A 16,144-nucleotide genomic window follows, 5' to 3' on the forward strand; every position below is an offset into this window, starting at 1 on the left:
GCCTGAGACAGGAGAATCCGGCTCTGTTGAGCCGGATTCTCCGTGTCAGACGCTCGATCAGCGGGCTGGTCAGCAGCTAGCTGCCGAGCTGGCGGTCGAGCTCCGCCGCTGCGAAAAACGCCGACGACGTCCGCAAGATGTCGTTGGCACGACGCAGCTTCGCGTTCTCTCGCCGCAGCCGGGCAACCTCCTCGCTCAACGACTCGCCGTTCGCGTCACCAGTACCGCCCAGACCGGTCACGCCGTTGCGCGCGTCGTCGCGCCGGATCCAGTTCCGCAACGTCGAGGGGTTGATGCCCAGCAGCTCGCCCACTTCCTCACGAGCGCCGCGCTGGCTGATCTGGTCGTCCTCGGCGATCCGGTCGCGGTACATCCGCACCGCCCTGGCCATCGTCTCCTCGTCATACTTCCTCGCTGCAGGCACGAGCCGATCTTCCTTCCGTGGGTCTCTTCAGACCCTCCGACTCGCCCAGGGCGGTTCAGTGTGAACGCCTAGCTGCCCCGGTCGCAGTGATGGCAGCGCTCGCCACCGCGTGCGCAGGCGCGACCACTGCGACCCATCCGTCAACCGCGACAACGGTCTCACCGGGAGCCGCCTCAACGCCGTCACAGACAGACGCGTCCGTTTCCCTCCCCGGAGAGTCCGGCTCTCTCGTCCCTGAGCCAGTTCGCGTACCCATCAAAGGTGCGACCGCATTCAAGGCAAAGCCGAATCCGCTCGTGGCGGACCCGAGTCTCGCGATGGCCGTCGAGCTCAGCAAGTCCGGGAGGGATCGAGCTTCGGGTGAGAACTTCGCCGCGATGTTCTCGCAGTTGCAAATTGATGTTGATTCCGATGCTAGAAGCGAAGATATGGTTGGACACTTGGTAAGTGGTGAGACCTCGCAGCAGTTCCGGGACTATCTTCTTCAGGACCGCTACATCGGGCAGGTGACGCATCTCGAACGGCGCTTCAACGCTGATGCTGATGCATGGCTACGGTCGGCGGCAGAGGGCGGTGGCGAGGAGCCTTCTCGGCTTCAGGTGGAGTTGGCTGCCGAGGTGCAGTCGAGCGTTCAGTCGCCGGGCGACCGGATGTTCATGGTTACGCGAATCGACGTCGATTGGGAGGGCGACGGGTGGCGAGTAACTGATTTCGCGAACGGATTTGTGGGGAACACGCCAGCTGGGGCAGGTGATCTACTCCGGGATGCCCTTAGTGGTGACGGATGGCGGCGTCTTTCCTAAACGGATGTGGCCCGTTGGTGGGGGCGCTGGCGGTCGCGGCACGTGTGGTCGTCGTAAGACCGAGTTTCGATCCCCGAGCTGTATTATCCGGGGTCGCTGGGATTTCTGATTTCCCTAGTGCCGTGTCGGGTGGTGTGGAATCGGTAGTGGTGGGGGCTGGTCCAGAGGTATTCACCCGGAGCCAGTTGGAAGTAGGACCAGCCTGTGCTGTGGGTTTTGATGCGGTGGTGTTGTCGGCATAGCGGGGCGATATTTCCGGTCCGGGTTTGGCCGGGTGGGCCGTGTTCTTGCCATTTCTTGGCGTGGTCCAGGTCGCAGGACTCGGCGGGGCGCTCGCAGTAGGGGAAGACGCATTTGCGGGCGGTCTCGACCACCTGTTCCCGGAGGGTGTCGGTGGCGAACCGGCCTGCTGTGGCTGCCTCGGCGGTCAGGTCGAGGACCGGCCGGACGGTCACCTGGCTGTGGCCGCACCAGGCGCGGAGGTGGTCGATGGTGACCATGCCCAACGGCTGGCCGGTCAGGGAGTGCACGATCGCGTGGGTGTCGCCCTCGGCCACCCGAACCCGGAGGTCGACCCGCCGCGGCTGAACCCAGGCCCGCGCCCCGGTGCCGGGGTCGGTGCCGGGGCGGCCAATGTCGCTACGGGCGGCGGGGCGGGTGAAGTCGACCTCGCCGCGGGCGAGCATCCCCAACGCCCGGGCCCGGCGGACCGTCTTGGTGTCGCCGAGTCCGTCAAATGCGGCGAGCTGGTCGGCGATCTCATCCAGCACCGCGTCGAGGTCCAGGGCGTCCGTGGTGTCCAACACCGCTTCCACCCGTGTAGTCGCAGCCCTGCTGTTGGCGGTCCGGGCGATCTCGACGCGACGCTCGGCCAAGTCCGAGGCCTCGTCCTCGATGAGTTGTTCGGGGTCGAACCTCGCCTTGGCCTCCTCGATCAACCGGTCCAGGGTCCTGACCCCGACCCGCTCCACCCGCGAGCAGACATGGACATCGACCCAGGCGGCCGCCTCCCTGGGGAGCGTCATGGTGGCCTCGGCGACGCGACGGGCCCGCCAGCCATCTACCTGACCGGCCTTCACCCGACCCCACGTCCTAGGGAGGCGGTGCACCAGTTCGACGCATTGGGCCAGGAACACCCGCCCCGACGAGGTCGACCGACCTGTCGCGGCAGCGAACTCGACGACAGCGAACTCGGTCACATAGGCACAGCCGTCACCACCGAGCAGCACCTCACCCTCCCCACCCGGCACCCCATCAAGCAACGAGGCGGCCCGGGTCCAGTCATCGACCTCGTGAAAGGAGGCATACTTCGCGGCCGCCGCGATCTGCAACGCCTCCTCGGCCCGCGCCCGAGTTTGAGAAGAACGAAAGACCTCGAGCACGCTCCCAGGATCATCAGCCGCGTCGAAAGCGGCGGCGTCTGGAAAGGTCGAAGTCATAAACCCAAGATAACGACGACCACCGACAATCCTGGGCCGGCATGATCCATGCGCTAGAAAAATGTTCTGGCGGCCCGGAACATCGAAGGGGTAGGCGGGTCTGAGCATGACCACCGGCGCGCCGGCCGAGGAGGTGGTCCAGGCCTTGGAGGTGTTGGGCTGCGAGATCGTGAAGGGCCCGTCGGTGGTGCGAGGCGTGACCAGCTACGGACTGGCCTGCCGGTCAGCGGCCGGTAGGGAGGATCTTGTGGAGGACGAACCGATCGACCTGGCGCTGTCTCGGGACGAGGCGCTGATCCTCTTCGAGTGGCTTGCTCGCACCTCCGAGTCGGACTCGCTGAGCGGGATCGCGGACGACATCGAGCAACAGGTGCTCTGGAACGTGGAGGCGTTGCTGGAGAGGGTGCTCGTAGAGCCGCTCGACGCCAACTACGGCGCCATCCTGGAGGCGGCCCGTCGACGGCTCCAGGAGTCGTTCGGCCTGACCGACTGAGTCGCGAGTCGAGCCGGGCTGGTCGCCACGGCTAGGGTTGCCGACCGTGACGGTGCCGGTTCCTCGTGTCGCAGCGGTGCTCGTCAGCCATGACGGGGCGCGATGGCTGCCGACCGTGATCGACGGGATCGCGGCGCAGACGGCGCCGTTGGCCCAGGTGGTCGCCGTCGACACCAACAGCGTGGACGAGAGCGCTCGACTGCTGCGCGACGCCTTCGGCGAGGTCCAGGTGCTCAAGGGCGCTACCGGCTACCCGGCCGCTGTTCAGGCCGGCGTGAACCTGCTTGGCCAGGACGTCGACTGGATCTGGCTGCTGCACGACGACGCCAACCCCGCGCCCACCGCGCTCGCGGAGCTGCTGGCAGCCGCCGAGTCCTCGGGCGCCGACCTGCTCGGCCCCAAGCTGCGGGAGTGGCCCTCGCTGCGCCGTCTGCTCGAGCTCGGCGTCACCATCTCCGGCACCGGCCGGCGCGAGACCGGCCTGGAGCGCGGCGAGTACGACCAGGGCCAGCACGACGAGGTCCGCGCCGTGCTCGCCGTCAACACCGCCGGGCTGCTGATCCGTCGCTCCGCCTGGGAGGCGCTGGGCGGGCTCGACGACAACCTGCCGATCTTCGGCAACGACATCGACCTGGGCTGGCGCGCGGCCCGGGCGGGGCTGCGCACCATCATCGTGCCGAGAGCGGTGGTCTTCCACGCCGAGGCCGCCCATCGAGGGGTACGACGGACTCAGCTGACCGGCCGGCACACCCACTTCCAGGAGCGCCGCGCCGCGCTCTACACCCTGCTCGCCAACGCTCGCCCCTGGCGGCTGCCGTTCCAACTCCTCAGGCTCCTCCTCGGCACCCTGCTCCGGGCGGTCGGCTTCATCGCGATCCGCTCGCTCGGCGAGGCTCTAGACGAGGTGGCAGCGCTGCTCAGCGTCTACTCCCGGCCGGGCCGGATCCATGCCGCCCGCCGGGCGCGGGCCGCCCTCGACACCGCCGACCCGGCACAGGTCCGCGCCCTGCTCGCGCCGCCCTGGCTGCCCTACCGGCACGGCCTGGATGCCGTCGGCGACCTCGTCGGCGCGCTCACCAACTCCGCCGCGGACATCGCCGAGCGCCGCCGGGCCGCCGCGGCCGAGCGCGATCCGGCATCGTTCGCCGCCCGCAACCGGCAGGCGGCGGCTGAGGGCATCGACGGCGACGGCGAGGCGCTGCTGCAGGACACCGGCGCGGTGGCCCGCTTCCTGACCAACCCGGTCGCGGTGCTGCTGGCGGTGGTGGTCGCGCTGCTGCTGGTCGGCACCCGGGAGGCGCTCGGCACGGTGGTCGGCGACGGGCTCTCGCCGACGCCGGCCGGAGTGGGGGACTGGTGGCGCCTCCACCTGGAGTCCTGGCACGCCATCGGGCAGGGCAGCGACCTCCCGGCGCCGCCGTACCTCCTGCCGCTGACGCTGCTCGGCACCCTGCTCACCCCCGGCGGCGCGGTCAGCACCGTCATGCTGCTCTCCGCCCCGCTCGGGCTGTGGGGCGCCTGGCGGCTCCTCCGGGTGATCGGGAGACTCCTCTCGATCAGGGGCGTGCCGCGCTGGCTGATCCTGTGGGGCGCCACGGCGTACGCGCTGGTGCCGCTGGTCGCCGGTGCCTGGAGCGAGGGCCGACTCGGCCCGGTGGTCGCCGCCGCCGTGCTGCCCTGGCTCGTCCATGCCGCGCTCGGCTTCGCCGACCCCGAGCACGACCGGCGGGTCCGGGCCGGCTGGCGCACCGGCCTGCTGCTGGCCCTCGTCACCGCCTTCACGCCGATCGCCTGGCCGGCCTTCCTGCTGCTGACCGTGGTCGTGCTGGTGGTCGCCGCCGTGCTGGTCCCGGGTGTCCTGGCCGACCGCTCCCACTGGCTGCCGCCGCTGGTCGCCCTGCTCGTCCCGGTGGTACTGCTGGCCGCCTGGTGGCTGCCGCTGCTGCTCCACGGCGGTGCGGCCGGCCTGCTGCTCGACGCCGGAGTGCCACCGATGCCGGCCCTCGACGGCGCCGGCCTGGCCCTGGGCCGGCTGCCCGACCTCGGCGCGCCCTGGTGGCTCGGGGTGGTGCTGCCGGCACTTGCCGTGGTCGCACTGGTGCCGGCGCGCACCCGGGTCCCGGTGCTGGTCTGCTGGCTGGTCGGCCTGGTGGCCGCACTGACCGCGCTCGCGCTCTCCCCGCTGTCGCTGCGCCTGGGCGCGCTGTCGACCCCCGCCGGCACCTCCTTCCTGCTGGTGCTCGCCCAGGGCGCCGCCGTGGTGGCGATCGTGGTCGGCGCCCAGGGCGCGCTCGCCGGCGGCGTGACCGGCTGGCGCCGCGGCCTGGCCGCCGTGCTCGGGGCCGTCGCGGCGATCGCCCCGCTGGGCGGACTGGCCTGGGTCGTGGTCGCCGGGCACGGCTCGCTCTCCGACCACGTCACCAAGGTAGTGCCCGCCTACATGCTGCAGGCCGCCGAGCAGGGGCCCGAGCACGGCGTCCTGGTGCTGCGCGGCGACATCGCCGGCGGCATCCGCTACGAGGTCGTCCGCGACGACGGCACCACCCTCGGCGAGGACGAGATCGCCGCGCTGACACCCGCCTCGGCGGCCTTCACCGGACTGGTCCGCGACTTCGTCTCCCGACCCGGCGACGACACCGTGGCCGGCCTGGCCGCCGCCGGCATCCAGTACGTCGTCCAGCCCGCGCCGGCCGACCCGACCGTCGCCGCGACCATCGACGCCACCAGCGGCCTGACCCAGGCCAGCGCACAGGACCGCGCCACCCGCGCCTGGCAGGTCGAGGCCGAGCCGACCCTCGCCACCACCGGGCACCGCTCCTGGCTCCGGCTGGCGCTGCTGGTGGTCCAGCTCGCCGGCCTGCTGGCCGTGCTGACCCTCTGCGCGCCGACGATGGAGCGCGGCCGGAGGAGGCCGACGCGATGAGCACCCCCACCCCCGGACGCCGCGCCGCCACGAGGCCGAGGCGCCGTCTCGACGTCACCACGCTGCTCGCCCTGGCGCTGCCGCTCGTCGTCGCGGCGGTGCTGGCGGTGGTGCGCCCCGACACCGCCGGCGTCGCGCAGCACGCCCCCCGGTCGGTCGCGCTCGACCGGCTGACGCTGGCCTGCCCGAGCGCTCTGGACGGCAAGGAGGCGGCGCAGACCGAGCTCGGCGTCACCGCCCCCGCCGCCGGCTCCGTCACCGTCGGCGACACCGCCGTCGAGGTCGGCGCCGACGCCGTCACCAGCGCGCCGGCTCCGAACGCCCCGACCGCCGTCACCGGCACCGGCGACGAGGCCGTTGGTCTGGTCGCGGCGCTGTGGTCGACCAGCCCGGCCACCGGCTACGACTGTGCGCCGCCGCTCGCCGACCAGTGGTTCACCGGCGTCGGCGCCGGGCCCACCCACGCCTCGGTCCTGGAGCTGGTCAACCCCCACCCCGGGCCGGCCGTCGTCGACGTCGACGTGCTCACCGATACCGGCCCGCTCGAGGTCGACGACCTGCGTGGCATCACCGTGAACGGCCATGACAGCCGCCAGATCGACCTGAGCCAGGTGGTGCCGCGCGACGGCGTGATGGCGCTGCACGCCGTCGTCGCACGCGGCCAGGTGGGCATCGCGGTCCGCGACCGCGGCGAGCGACTCACCGGCGGCGTCAGCACCGAGGACTGGCTGCCCGCGCAGGCCGCCCCCGCCACCACCGACCTGATGCTGGGCGTGCAACCCGGCTCCGGCCGACACACCCTCGCCATCGCCAACGGCGGCGACGACCAGGTCAGCGCCAGCCTCAAGCTGGTCACCGCCGACTCGGAGTTCGCCCCGGCCGACACCGACCCGATCGACGTACCGCCGCACTCGATCGTCTCCGTCGTGCTGGACGAGGTGCTCGGCGACCCGGTCGCCCAGGACGCCGTCGGTCTCGAGGTCGACGCCTCCGGCCCCGTCACCACCGCGCTGCGCAGCGTCGTCGACGGCGACCTGTCCATCCTGGTCCCGGGCGGCACCGTGACCGGCGAGACCACCGCCATCGTCCCGGCGGGCGCGAAGCGGCTGATCCTGGCCGGCGCCGACGCCGTCGGGGTCGCCACCGTCACCGCTCGCGACGCCACCGGCGCCTCGCTGGGGGAGGAGCGGGTCTCGCTCGCCCCGGACAAGGCCGGCCTCTACGACATCCCCGAGGGAGCCGCCAGCGTCGAGGTCAGCCCCGCCCGCACCGGCCTCCAGGGCGCGGTGCTCGCCACCGACGGCGGCTCGGCCGTCGTACGGCTGCGCGAGCTGCCCCGCACCACACCGGTCCCGGCTGTGGCTCAGTCCCGCTCGTAGCGAGGATCGATCACCGACGGCTCCACGTTGAGCAGTTCGGCAACCTGCTCGACGACCACGGTGTGGATCATCGCCTCCAGGTCGGAGCGGGTCTCGCAGCGGTGCTCGATCGGCCGCCGGAACAGCACGATCCGGGTCGGCCGGGTGCCGGCGCCGCGCACCAGCGAGGACAGCGGCACCGAGTCCACCGTCCAGTCGTCGGGCACCTGCGGGGCGTCCTCGACGGCGTACTCCACCATCCCCAGCCGCTTCGACCACTTCTCGTCGACCTCGCGGATGAGGTCGAGCGCCAGCTCGTCGAACCGCTCCCGCGCGGTCGGCAGCTCGGGCACCCCCGGCACCCGCGGCATCACGCCCGGCCCACGCATACCCCGGCCGTGCCGGTCGCGGATACGGCGCCTGCCCGGCGGAGTGGTGCTCATATCCGCGAGCCTAGTCACCGGGAGCCGGACAGGGCGGTACCGTCTGCCTCGTGAGTCCCGCCCGCCGCTGTTCACGTACGGCCTGTGGCCGCCCGGCGGTCATGACGCTGACCTACGTGTACGCCGACCAGACCGCCGTCCTCGGCCCGCTGGCGACCTACGCCGAGCCGCACGCCTACGACCTGTGCCGGGAGCACTCCGAGCGGCTCTCCGCGCCCCGCGGCTGGGAGGTGCTTCGGCTCGCCACCGCCGCCGCAGTCGACCCGGGGCCGTCCACCGACGACCTGCTCGCCCTCGCGGACGCCGTGCGGGAAGCCGCCAGGCCGACCCCCGCCCCGCCGCGGCCGACGGCCGAGGAGGGCACCCGTGAGACTCACCGCAAGGGCCATCTGCGGGTGCTCACGACCGACTAGCCAGGAGGCCGGGGTGAGCCACTAGTGTGACCAGCATGGCCACACTGGACCCCGACAACATCAACGCCGTCTTCAAGGCGTACGACGTCCGCGGCACCGTCCCCGACCAGATCGACGACGAGCTCGCCGCCGCCACCGGCCGGGCGTTCGTGCAGGTGCTGGGGGCGGACCGGATCGTCATCGGCTACGACATGCGACCCTCCTCGCCCACCCTGGCGGCCGCCTACGCCAAGGGCGCCAACGAGGCCGGCGCCGACGTCGTGCTGATCGGGCTGTGCTCCACCGACGAGCTCTACTTCGCCTCCGGCAGCCTCGGCCTGCCGGGCGTGATGTTCACGGCCAGCCACAACCCGGCGAAGTACAACGGCATCAAGCAGTGCCGCGCCTACGCCGCCCCGGTCGGCATGGAGTCCGGCCTCGCCGAGATCCGCGACCTGGTGCTCCAGGGCTCCCCCCTGGCCGAGGTCAAGACCGGCACGGTGACCGAGCAGGAGGTCCTCGAGGACTATGTCGACCACCTGCTCTCCCTCGCTCCGGTCCAGGGCCGCCCGCTCAAGGTCGTCGCCGACGCCGGCAACGGCATGGCCGGCCTCACCGCCCCGGCGGTCTTCGCGAAGCTGCCCGGCATCGAGCTGATCCCGCTCTACTTCGAGCTCGACGGCGACTTCCCCAACCACGAGGCCAACCCGATCGAGGCGCACAACCTGGTCGACCTGCAGGCGAAGGTCCGCGAGACCGGCGCCGACATCGGCCTGGCCTTCGACGGCGACGCCGACCGCTGCTTCCTCGTCGACGAGCGCGGCGAGCTGGTCTCGCCCTCCACGCTGACCGCGCTGATCGCCACCCGCGAGCTGAAGAAGGCCCCCGGCGCCGCGGTGATCCACAACCTGATCACCTCCCGCGCCGTCCCCGAGATCGTGCGCGAGCACGGCGGCAACCCGGTCCGGACCCGGGTCGGCCACTCCTTCATCAAGGCGACCATGGCCGAGACCGACGCCGTCTTCGGCGGCGAGCACTCCGGCCACTTCTACTTCCGCGACTTCTGGCGCGCCGACTCCGGGATGCTGGCCGCGCTGCACGGCCTGGCCGCGCTGGCCGAGGCCGACGTGCCGCTCTCGGAGCTGCTGGCGCCCTACGAGCGCTACCCGCTCTCCGGCGAGATCAACTCCACGGTGGCCGACGCGCCCGCCATCCTCGCCGAGCTGGAGGCGACCTACCGCGCTCGCGACGGCGTCACCGTCGACCACCTCGACGGCCTCAGCGTCAGCACCCCCGACTGGGCCTTCAACGTCCGCTCCTCCAACACCGAGCCGCTGCTGCGGCTCAACGTCGAGGGCAAGGACCGGGCCACCATGGAGCAGGTCCGCGACGAGGCCCTCGCCATCATCACGAAGGGGCTCTGAGGTGGGCGCGCACCAAGGTCCGCTGGGTCTCGACGACACTTTGTTGGCCATCATCGTCTGCCCGCAATGCCACGGCGACCTGCTGCCGGTGGAGACCAACCCCCAGGATCCGGCCGAGGGCGGGGAGCTGGCCTGCCAGGGCGACTGCGGGCTGATCTACCCGGTCCGCGACGGCATCCCGGTGCTGCTGGTGGACGAGGCACGCGCCTCCGGCTCGTGAGATGACCTGGTTCGACGAGACCCGGCTCGACGACGAGCGGGCGCTCTCCTACGCCGACCTGAGGCTGCGGGGACTGGCCGAGTCCGGGGCACGGGTACGCCGTGAGGCCGCCGGCGCGCAGCACGAGCTCGAGCTGGCGGTCGCTCGCGCCGAGGGCGCCGGCCGTCCCCGAGCCGTGGTCGCGGCCGGTCCCGACTCGCGACTGGTGCGCGCCGTCCTCGAGCCGAGTTGCCCGGTGCCCTTCGTCGCCTGGCCCGCGCCCGGCCTCCCGGGCTGGGCCGGCAGTCTCGACCTCGTCGTCGTACTCGCTCCCGAGGGTGGCGACCCCGGCACCGCCAGCGCCGTCGCCGAGGCGGTCCGCCGCGGCTGCCAGGTCGTGGTCGCCGCCCCCGAGGGCTCGCTGGTGGCCGAGCACGCCGTCGGCCGCGATGTCACGCTCTTCCCGGTCGCCACCACCGACCAGCTCGCCGTGGCGGTACTGGTGCTCTCCTATCTCGACCGGGTCGGCCTCGGCCCGGCCGCCGACCCCGAGCAGGTGGCGACGGCCTTCGACGAGGTCGCCGTCCGCTGTTCGCCGCACCGCGAGCTCGCGGCGATGACGGGCAACCCGGCCAAGCTGCTCGCGCTCACCCTCGCCGACTCGATACCGCTGCTGTGGGGCGGCTCCGTGCTGGCCGCCCGCGCCGCCCGACGGGTCGCGGAGTCGATCCGACGCGCCACCGGCCGGGCCGCCATCGCCGGCGACGCCGAGCACCTGCTCCCCGTCCTGGAGGCCGCCCGGCCGACCACGGTGTTCGACGACCCCTTCGACGGGGGTGTGGCCGAGCGTCGCCCGGTGCTGCTGGTGCTCGACGACGGTGCCGACGACCCGGTCCGCCGCGAGCAGCGCCAGGGTCTCACCGAGGCCGCCGACGAGCGCGGCGTCCGCGTCGAGGTGGTCTCCGCAGAGGCCGCCGGCGACGTACCTCGCTACGCCGAACTGCTGCTCACCGGCCTCTACGCCGCCGAGTACCTGAGGGTCGGCCTGGTCGAGGACTGAGCCTGTGGACAGCCGTTTGCGGCCACCTGTCGCAGCGGCCAGCATCGTTTCATGGGCAATCTCGGGAAGGTGAGGCACCATGAGTGTCATGAGCACGACGTACGACGCGATCCCCTATGGGCGGCCGCTGACGATCGACGACCTCGGGGCGACGCCGGATGACGGCAACCGCTACGAGCTCATCGATGGGGTGTTGGTGGTGAGTGCCGCCCCGCGTCGTATTCACGGTTTCGTAGCGGAGGCTCTCGCCGATGTGCTGCGCCGTCACTGCCCACGCGGCTGGCGGGTGATGACGACGGAGTTCGCCACGGTCCTCTCTCCGGACACGCTTGCCATTCCCGACCTCGTGGTACTGCCTGCGCTCACTGCTACCGAGATGCGCGACGAGTCGCACGTCGACGAGCCGCAGCTGGTGGTCGAGGTGCTCTCGCCCAGCACTGCGCTCAACGACCTCAACGTCAAGTTCGCCCGTTTCGAGCGAGCCGGCATCCCGTCGTACTGGGTGGTCGATCCGGACTCACTACGACTGATCGCCTGGGAGCTCACCGACGGACGGTACGTCGAGGTGGCCGATGTGACGGACGGCTCCTGGACCGCCACCCGCCCGTTCGAGGTCACGATCGCCCCGAGCGAACTGCTCGACTGACTCACAGCTTGCTGAGGCATGTTCTCAGGAAGACCGGGTAGACCACAGGAGTGACCTCCGCTCGTGACCCGTGGCTCGACAACGCCAAGCTGGCGCTGGTGACCCTCGTCGTCATCGGCCACGCCTGGACGCTGCTGCCCGACAACGCCCGCGACAGCCATCTCTACGACTTCCTCTACGTCTGGCACGTGCCGGCCTTCGTGCTGGTCACCGGCTACCTGTCGAAGAGCTTCGACTACTCGCCCGGCCGGCTGTGGCTGCTGGTCCGCACCGTCGCGGTGCCCTATCTCATCTTCGAGTGCGCCCTGGCGCTGTTCCGCACCTATGTCGGCGGCGAGCGGCTGCAGGACCTCTTCGCCGACCCGCACTGGCCGCTCTGGTACCTCACCGCGCTCTTCTGCTGGCGCCTGCTCACCCCGGCGCTGCGCGCCATCCCGGCCGCGCTCGCCGTCGCCGCCGCCGTCAGCGTCGTGCTGGGCGCGGTCGCCCCGACGACCCTGGATCTGGCCCGGGTGGTGGGCTTCCTGCCGTTCTTCGCGATGGGGCTGCTGGCCACCCCGGAGCGGCTGGCGCTGCTGCCCCCCCCCCTGGCCCGGATCCTCGCGGTGCCCGTGCTCGCCCTCATCTGGCTGCTGACCGCGCACACCGACTCCTTCGCCTCCACCGGCTGGCTCTACTACCGCAGCACCTATGCCGACCTCGGCGTCGGCGACCTGCACGGGATGGTGCTGCGTGCCTGCCTGCTCGGGCTCGGTGCCGCCGGGGCGCTGGCCTTCCTCGCGTTGGTGCCGCCGATCCGCACCCGGCTGACCGGGCTGGGGGAGATGACCCTCGTGGTCTACCTCTGCCACGGCTTCTTCGTCCTCGGCGCCCGCTACGCCGGCTACGAGACCTGGACCGCCGCCCACCCGCTGCTCGGCCTGCTCGTCACGACTGCCGCAGCGATCGGTGTGGTGCTGCTGCTGGCCTGGCAGCCCGTCTCACGGGTCCTCCGGCACCTCGTGGACCCGCTCGGCTACGCCCAGCGCCGGGTCCGCCACGCCGTCGAGCTCACCGCCGTCGCCGACCAGGTCGACGACACCGATCGGCAGCCTGTGGACAGCCGTTTGCGCGGCTGAGACCGGGCCGCCAGCCTTGGTCCATGTCGGATCTCGGGAAGGTGAGGCACCATGAGGGCTATGACGATGCCGTACGACACGTTGCCCCGCGGCAGGGCGCTGAGGATCGAGGATCTCGAGGCGACGCCGGATGACGGCAACCGCTACGAGCTCATCGACGGGGTGCTGGTCGTGAGTGCCGCGCCTCGCCCGGTTCATGCCTTCGCCGGTGAGGGGCTTGCGGATGTGTTGCGAGCCTGTCTGCCACCGGGTTGGCGTGTGATGACCACGGAGGTCGGCGTCGTGCTCGCCGACGACACGGAGATGATTCCTGACATCACGGTCTACCCGCCCCTGGGAGGCGTCCCGGCCGTTCCCGGTCACCATCGCTCCGAGCGCTCTGCTCGGCTAGGAGCCGCGACAGGCCACTAGGTAGCCTTCCGCCCATGAGTGCGGGTCTGTTCGGTCTTCTCGACGACATCGCGGCGATCGCCAAGCTGGCCGCCGCCTCCGTCGACGACGTGGGTGCCGCGGCGGGCAAGGCGACCGCGAAGACCGTCGGCGTGGTGGTCGACGACACCGCCGTCGCGCCGCAGTACGTCCAGGGCCTGGCGCCGGCGCGTGAGTTGCCGATCGTGGGCAAGATCGCCAAGGGCTCGATCCGCAACAAGCTCGTCGTCATCTTGCCGCTGGCGCTGTTGCTCAGCCAGTTCGTGCCCGATCTGATCCCGGTGATCCTCATCTGCGGCGGCCTCTACCTCGCTTTCGAGGGTGCCGAGAAGGTCCACGAGTGGTTTGTGCCGAGTCACGAGCACGAGCAGCCTGTCGCCGACGTGGGTGCCGACGCCGAGGACAAGATGGTTGCCGGCGCGGTCCGCACCGACCTGATCCTGTCCACCGAGATCATGGTGATCGCCCTCAACGAGGTCGCCGAGGAGTCGATCTGGTCCCGGCTGGCGATCCTGGTGGTCGTCGCCGTCGTCATCACCGTCGGCGTCTACGGCGTGGTCGCGCTGATCGTGAAGATGGACGACATCGGCCTCCATCTGGCCGGCCGCGACTCGGGTTTCAGCAAGATCCTCGGCAGGGGCCTGGTCAAGGCCATGCCGGGGCTGCTCACCGCGCTGTCGATCATCGGCACCGTCGCGATGATCTGGGTCGGTGGCCACCTGCTGCTCACCAGCAGCCACGAGCTCGGTCTCGACCAGCCCTACGGCTGGGTGCACGACCTCGAGCACGACATCGCCCACCACGTCGCGGCCCTCGGGAGCTTGCTCGGCTGGCTCTTCAACACCCTGGTCTCCTTCGTCATCGGGCTCGTCGTGGGGTCGCTGATCCTCGTCGGGATTTCCGGCGTACGGCGTCTGCGCGGGTAGTCTCAGGGTCACGTCGCGTGCGGGAGATCCCGAAGTAGCGCAGATGCGCCGCCGACGTCACACCTTCGTGAAGGGCACGTTCATGGACTACCAGGTTGCCGACCTGAGCCTGGCCGAATTCGGCCGCAAGGAGATCACCCTCGCCGAGCACGAGATGCCCGGCCTGATGGCGCTGCGCGAGCGCTACGCCGCCGAGCAGCCGCTCCAGGGCGCGCGCATCGCCGGCTCGCTGCACATGACGATCCAGACCGCCGTCCTCATCGAGACCCTGGTTGCGCTCGGCGCCGAGGTCCGCTGGGCCTCCTGCAACATCTTCTCCACCCAGGACCACGCCGCGGCCGCTGTCGTCGTCGGCACGGGCACCGCCGAGGACCCCCAGGGCACCCCGGTCTTCGCCTGGAAGGGCGAGACCCTGGCGGAGTACTGGGACCTCGCCGAGAAGGTCTTCGACTTCGGTGGCCAGGGCCCCAACATGCTGCTCGACGACGGCGGCGACATCACGCTGCTGGTCCACAAGGGCGCCGAGTTCGAGAAGGCCGGCGTGGTGCCGCCGCAGGACACCACCGACAACGCCGAGTTCAAGGAGGTGCTGCGCGTGCTGGCTCGTTCCTTCGAGGCCGACCCGCAGCGCTGGACCAGGATCGCCGCCGACATCAAGGGCGTCTCGGAGGAGACCACCACCGGCGTCCACCGGCTTTACGAGCGGTTCAACGAGGGCTCGCTGCTGTTCCCGGCGATCAACGTCAACGACTCGGTCACCAAGTCGAAGTTCGACAACAAGTACGGCACCCGCCACTCCGCCATCGACGGCATCAACCGTGCCACCGACGTCCTCATCGGCGGCAAGGTGGCCGTGGTCTGCGGCTATGGCGACGTCGGCAAGGGCACCGCCGAGGCGCTGCGCGGCCAGGGCGCCCGGGTCATCGTCACCGAGATCGACCCGATCAACGCGCTGCAGGCCGCCATGGAGGGCTACGCCGTACGGCGTCTGGAGAGCGTCGTCGAGGAGGGCGACTTCTTCATCACCACCACCGGCAACTTCGACATCATCCGCGTCGAGCACTTCGAGAAGATGAAGCACAACGCGGTCGTGGCCAATATCGGCCACTTCGACAACGAGATCGACATGGCCGGCCTCGCCGCCGTCCCGGGCATCGTCAGGGACACCATCAAGCCGCAGGTGGACACCTGGACCTTTCCCCCGAAGGACGGCGCAGCCGGCAAGTCCGTCATCGTGCTGTCCGAGGGCCGGCTCTACAACCTCGGCAACGCGACCGGCCACCCCTCGTTCGTGATGTCGAACTCCTTCACCAACCAGGTGCTGGCGCAGATCGAGCTCTTCACCAAGTCAGAGGACTACCAGCTCGGCGTGCACGTGCTGCCGAAGATCCTCGACGAGGAGGTCGCCCGGCTGCACCTCGGTGCTCTCGGCGTCGAGCTCACCGAGCTGACCAAGGAGCAGGCCGAGTACATCGGCGTCCCGGTCGAGGGCCCCTACAAGCCCGACCACTACCGCTACTGACCCCCCCCGCCGAGTCGGCAGAAGTGCGGTTCTGAGAAGCGCCGAGTCGGCAGAAGTGCTGGGTGCACGCCCGCATTTCTGCCGACTCGGCGTGTTGGGGACCAGCATTTCTGCCGACTCGGCGTGTTGGGGGGAGGCCACGGGCGATGAAACTGAGGCTACTCGGTGGTACGAGCACATCCACCACGCGGCCTGATCTTCGGTGCCCGGCCGCGCCACGAATCACAGCCGTATCACTGATACCGCAGGCCCCACCCGACCCGCCACTCTCGGCGGCATGACCTACCACAACACCACCGAGACCTGCCGAGAGACCTATCACCAGTGGCTCGCCAGCCGTGACTACTCACAGCGGACCGTCAGCCAGCGACTCAAGCTCCTAGACCGCGTCCTCAGAGAGTGGCGCAGCCTCGACCAGCACCCTGAACCGCCCTGGGCGAGTCGGAGGGTCTGAAGAGACTCACGGAAGGAAGATCGGCTCGTGCCTGCAGCGAGGAAGTATGACGAGGAGACGATGGCCAGGGCGGTGCGGATGTACCGCGACC

15 protein-coding genes and 1 pseudogene are annotated in these 16,144 nt (G+C 70.8%); 13 read left to right on the forward strand and 3 right to left on the reverse strand.

What is annotated here, in order from left to right; translation table 11 throughout:
* Positions 1-220: 220 nt before the first annotated feature.
* A pseudogene (locus tag QM595_RS03920) lies at positions 221-424 on the reverse strand (hypothetical protein); the annotation flags it as partial.
* A gap of 317 nt (positions 425-741) precedes the next feature.
* Here QM595_RS03920 and QM595_RS03925 point away from each other — a divergent pair.
* Positions 742-1,227: a hypothetical protein gene (locus QM595_RS03925; RefSeq protein WP_415170218.1), complete on the forward strand. Its 486-nt coding sequence runs from the start codon at positions 742-744 to the stop codon at positions 1,225-1,227.
* 83 nt (positions 1,228-1,310) lie between these two features.
* Here QM595_RS03925 and QM595_RS03930 read toward each other — a convergent pair whose 3' ends face one another.
* Positions 1,311-2,609, reverse strand: a complete 1,299-nt coding sequence (locus tag QM595_RS03930) for a hypothetical protein (protein WP_415170219.1) — start codon at positions 2,607-2,609, stop codon at positions 1,311-1,313.
* Positions 2,610-2,772: 163 nt separating this feature from the next.
* On the opposite strand from QM595_RS03930, the gene QM595_RS03935 reads away from it, so the two are divergent.
* From QM595_RS03935 to QM595_RS03945, 3 genes are read left to right on the forward strand one after another with little or no spacing between them, the layout of a single operon-like run.
* Entirely contained in the window at positions 2,773-3,159 is a 387-nt protein-coding gene (locus QM595_RS03935) for a hypothetical protein (RefSeq protein WP_415170220.1), read from the forward strand.
* 46 nt (positions 3,160-3,205) lie between these two features.
* Positions 3,206-6,082, forward strand: a complete 2,877-nt coding sequence (locus QM595_RS03940) for a glycosyltransferase (protein WP_415170221.1) — start codon at positions 3,206-3,208, stop codon at positions 6,080-6,082.
* A complete protein-coding gene (locus tag QM595_RS03945; protein WP_415170222.1) occupies positions 6,079-7,461 on the forward strand; it encodes a DUF5719 family protein in 1,383 nt (460 codons plus the stop codon). The genes QM595_RS03940 and QM595_RS03945 overlap by 4 nt, the downstream gene beginning before the upstream one ends.
* Here QM595_RS03945 and QM595_RS03950 read toward each other — a convergent pair.
* A complete protein-coding gene (locus tag QM595_RS03950; RefSeq protein WP_415170223.1) occupies positions 7,446-7,883 on the reverse strand; it encodes a metallopeptidase family protein in 438 nt (145 codons plus the stop codon). The two genes, QM595_RS03945 and QM595_RS03950, sit on opposite strands and share 16 nt — an antisense overlap.
* Before the next feature lie 50 nt (positions 7,884-7,933).
* On the opposite strand from QM595_RS03950, the gene QM595_RS03955 reads away from it, so the two are divergent.
* From QM595_RS03955 to ahcY, 9 genes are all read left to right on the forward strand, one after another.
* Positions 7,934-8,296 (forward strand): DUF3499 domain-containing protein, encoded by a 363-nt coding sequence (locus QM595_RS03955; protein WP_415170224.1) that lies wholly within the window; start codon positions 7,934-7,936, stop codon positions 8,294-8,296.
* 35 nt (positions 8,297-8,331) lie between these two features.
* Positions 8,332-9,699, forward strand: coding sequence for a phosphomannomutase/phosphoglucomutase (locus tag QM595_RS03960; RefSeq protein WP_415170225.1), 1,368 nt, complete (start codon positions 8,332-8,334; stop codon positions 9,697-9,699).
* A 1-nt stretch (position 9,700) separates the two neighbouring features.
* Positions 9,701-9,919 carry a Trm112 family protein gene (locus QM595_RS03965; protein ID WP_415170226.1) on the forward strand — a complete coding sequence of 73 codons (219 nt, stop codon included), beginning with the start codon at positions 9,701-9,703 and terminating at the stop codon, positions 9,917-9,919.
* Position 9,920: 1 nt separating this feature from the next.
* Positions 9,921-10,958 carry an SIS domain-containing protein gene (locus QM595_RS03970; protein ID WP_415170227.1) on the forward strand — a complete coding sequence of 346 codons (1,038 nt, stop codon included), beginning with the start codon at positions 9,921-9,923 and terminating at the stop codon, positions 10,956-10,958.
* Positions 10,959-11,037: 79 nt separating this feature from the next.
* Positions 11,038-11,604: a Uma2 family endonuclease gene (locus tag QM595_RS03975; RefSeq protein ID WP_415170228.1), complete on the forward strand. Its 567-nt coding sequence runs from the start codon at positions 11,038-11,040 to the stop codon at positions 11,602-11,604.
* A gap of 50 nt (positions 11,605-11,654) precedes the next feature.
* Positions 11,655-12,722 (forward strand): acyltransferase family protein, encoded by a 1,068-nt coding sequence (locus QM595_RS03980; protein ID WP_415170229.1) that lies wholly within the window; start codon positions 11,655-11,657, stop codon positions 12,720-12,722.
* A 60-nt stretch (positions 12,723-12,782) separates the two neighbouring features.
* On the forward strand, positions 12,783-13,133 hold the full coding sequence (locus QM595_RS03985; protein ID WP_415170230.1) for a Uma2 family endonuclease: 351 nt from the start codon (positions 12,783-12,785) through the stop codon (positions 13,131-13,133).
* A gap of 14 nt (positions 13,134-13,147) precedes the next feature.
* On the forward strand, positions 13,148-14,077 hold the full coding sequence (locus QM595_RS03990) for a DUF808 domain-containing protein (RefSeq protein WP_415170231.1): 930 nt from the start codon (positions 13,148-13,150) through the stop codon (positions 14,075-14,077).
* A 43-nt stretch (positions 14,078-14,120) separates the two neighbouring features.
* Complete coding sequence (gene ahcY / locus QM595_RS03995) at positions 14,121-15,599, forward strand: adenosylhomocysteinase (protein WP_415170232.1); 1,479 nt, start codon at positions 14,121-14,123, stop codon at positions 15,597-15,599.
* The last annotated feature ends 545 nt before the right edge of the window (positions 15,600-16,144 follow it).

Origin of the sequence: Nocardioides sp., assembly GCF_047607185.1 — a bacterium.
GTDB lineage: Bacteria > Actinomycetota > Actinomycetes > Propionibacteriales > Nocardioidaceae > Nocardioides.

What these genes read in the sequence shown, in the direction of transcription:
- QM595_RS03925 (WP_415170218.1), top strand. Translation starts at nt 742, where the DNA reads ATGGCCGTCGAGCTCAGCAAGTCCGGGAGGGATCGAGCTTCGGGTGAG.
- QM595_RS03935 (WP_415170220.1), top strand. Translation starts at nt 2,773, where the DNA reads ATGACCACCGGCGCGCCGGCCGAGGAGGTGGTCCAGGCCTTGGAGGTG.
- QM595_RS03945 (WP_415170222.1), top strand. Translation starts at nt 6,079, where the DNA reads ATGAGCACCCCCACCCCCGGACGCCGCGCCGCCACGAGGCCGAGGCGC.
- QM595_RS03950 (WP_415170223.1), bottom strand. Translation starts at nt 7,883, where the DNA reads ATGAGCACCACTCCGCCGGGCAGGCGCCGTATCCGCGACCGGCACGGC.
- QM595_RS03960 (WP_415170225.1), top strand. Translation starts at nt 8,332, where the DNA reads ATGGCCACACTGGACCCCGACAACATCAACGCCGTCTTCAAGGCGTAC.
- QM595_RS03970 (WP_415170227.1), top strand. Translation starts at nt 9,921, where the DNA reads ATGACCTGGTTCGACGAGACCCGGCTCGACGACGAGCGGGCGCTCTCC.
- QM595_RS03975 (WP_415170228.1), top strand. Translation starts at nt 11,038, where the DNA reads ATGAGTGTCATGAGCACGACGTACGACGCGATCCCCTATGGGCGGCCG.
- QM595_RS03985 (WP_415170230.1), top strand. Translation starts at nt 12,783, where the DNA reads ATGACGATGCCGTACGACACGTTGCCCCGCGGCAGGGCGCTGAGGATC.
- QM595_RS03990 (WP_415170231.1), top strand. Translation starts at nt 13,148, where the DNA reads ATGAGTGCGGGTCTGTTCGGTCTTCTCGACGACATCGCGGCGATCGCC.
- ahcY (WP_415170232.1), top strand. Translation starts at nt 14,121, where the DNA reads ATGCGCCGCCGACGTCACACCTTCGTGAAGGGCACGTTCATGGACTAC.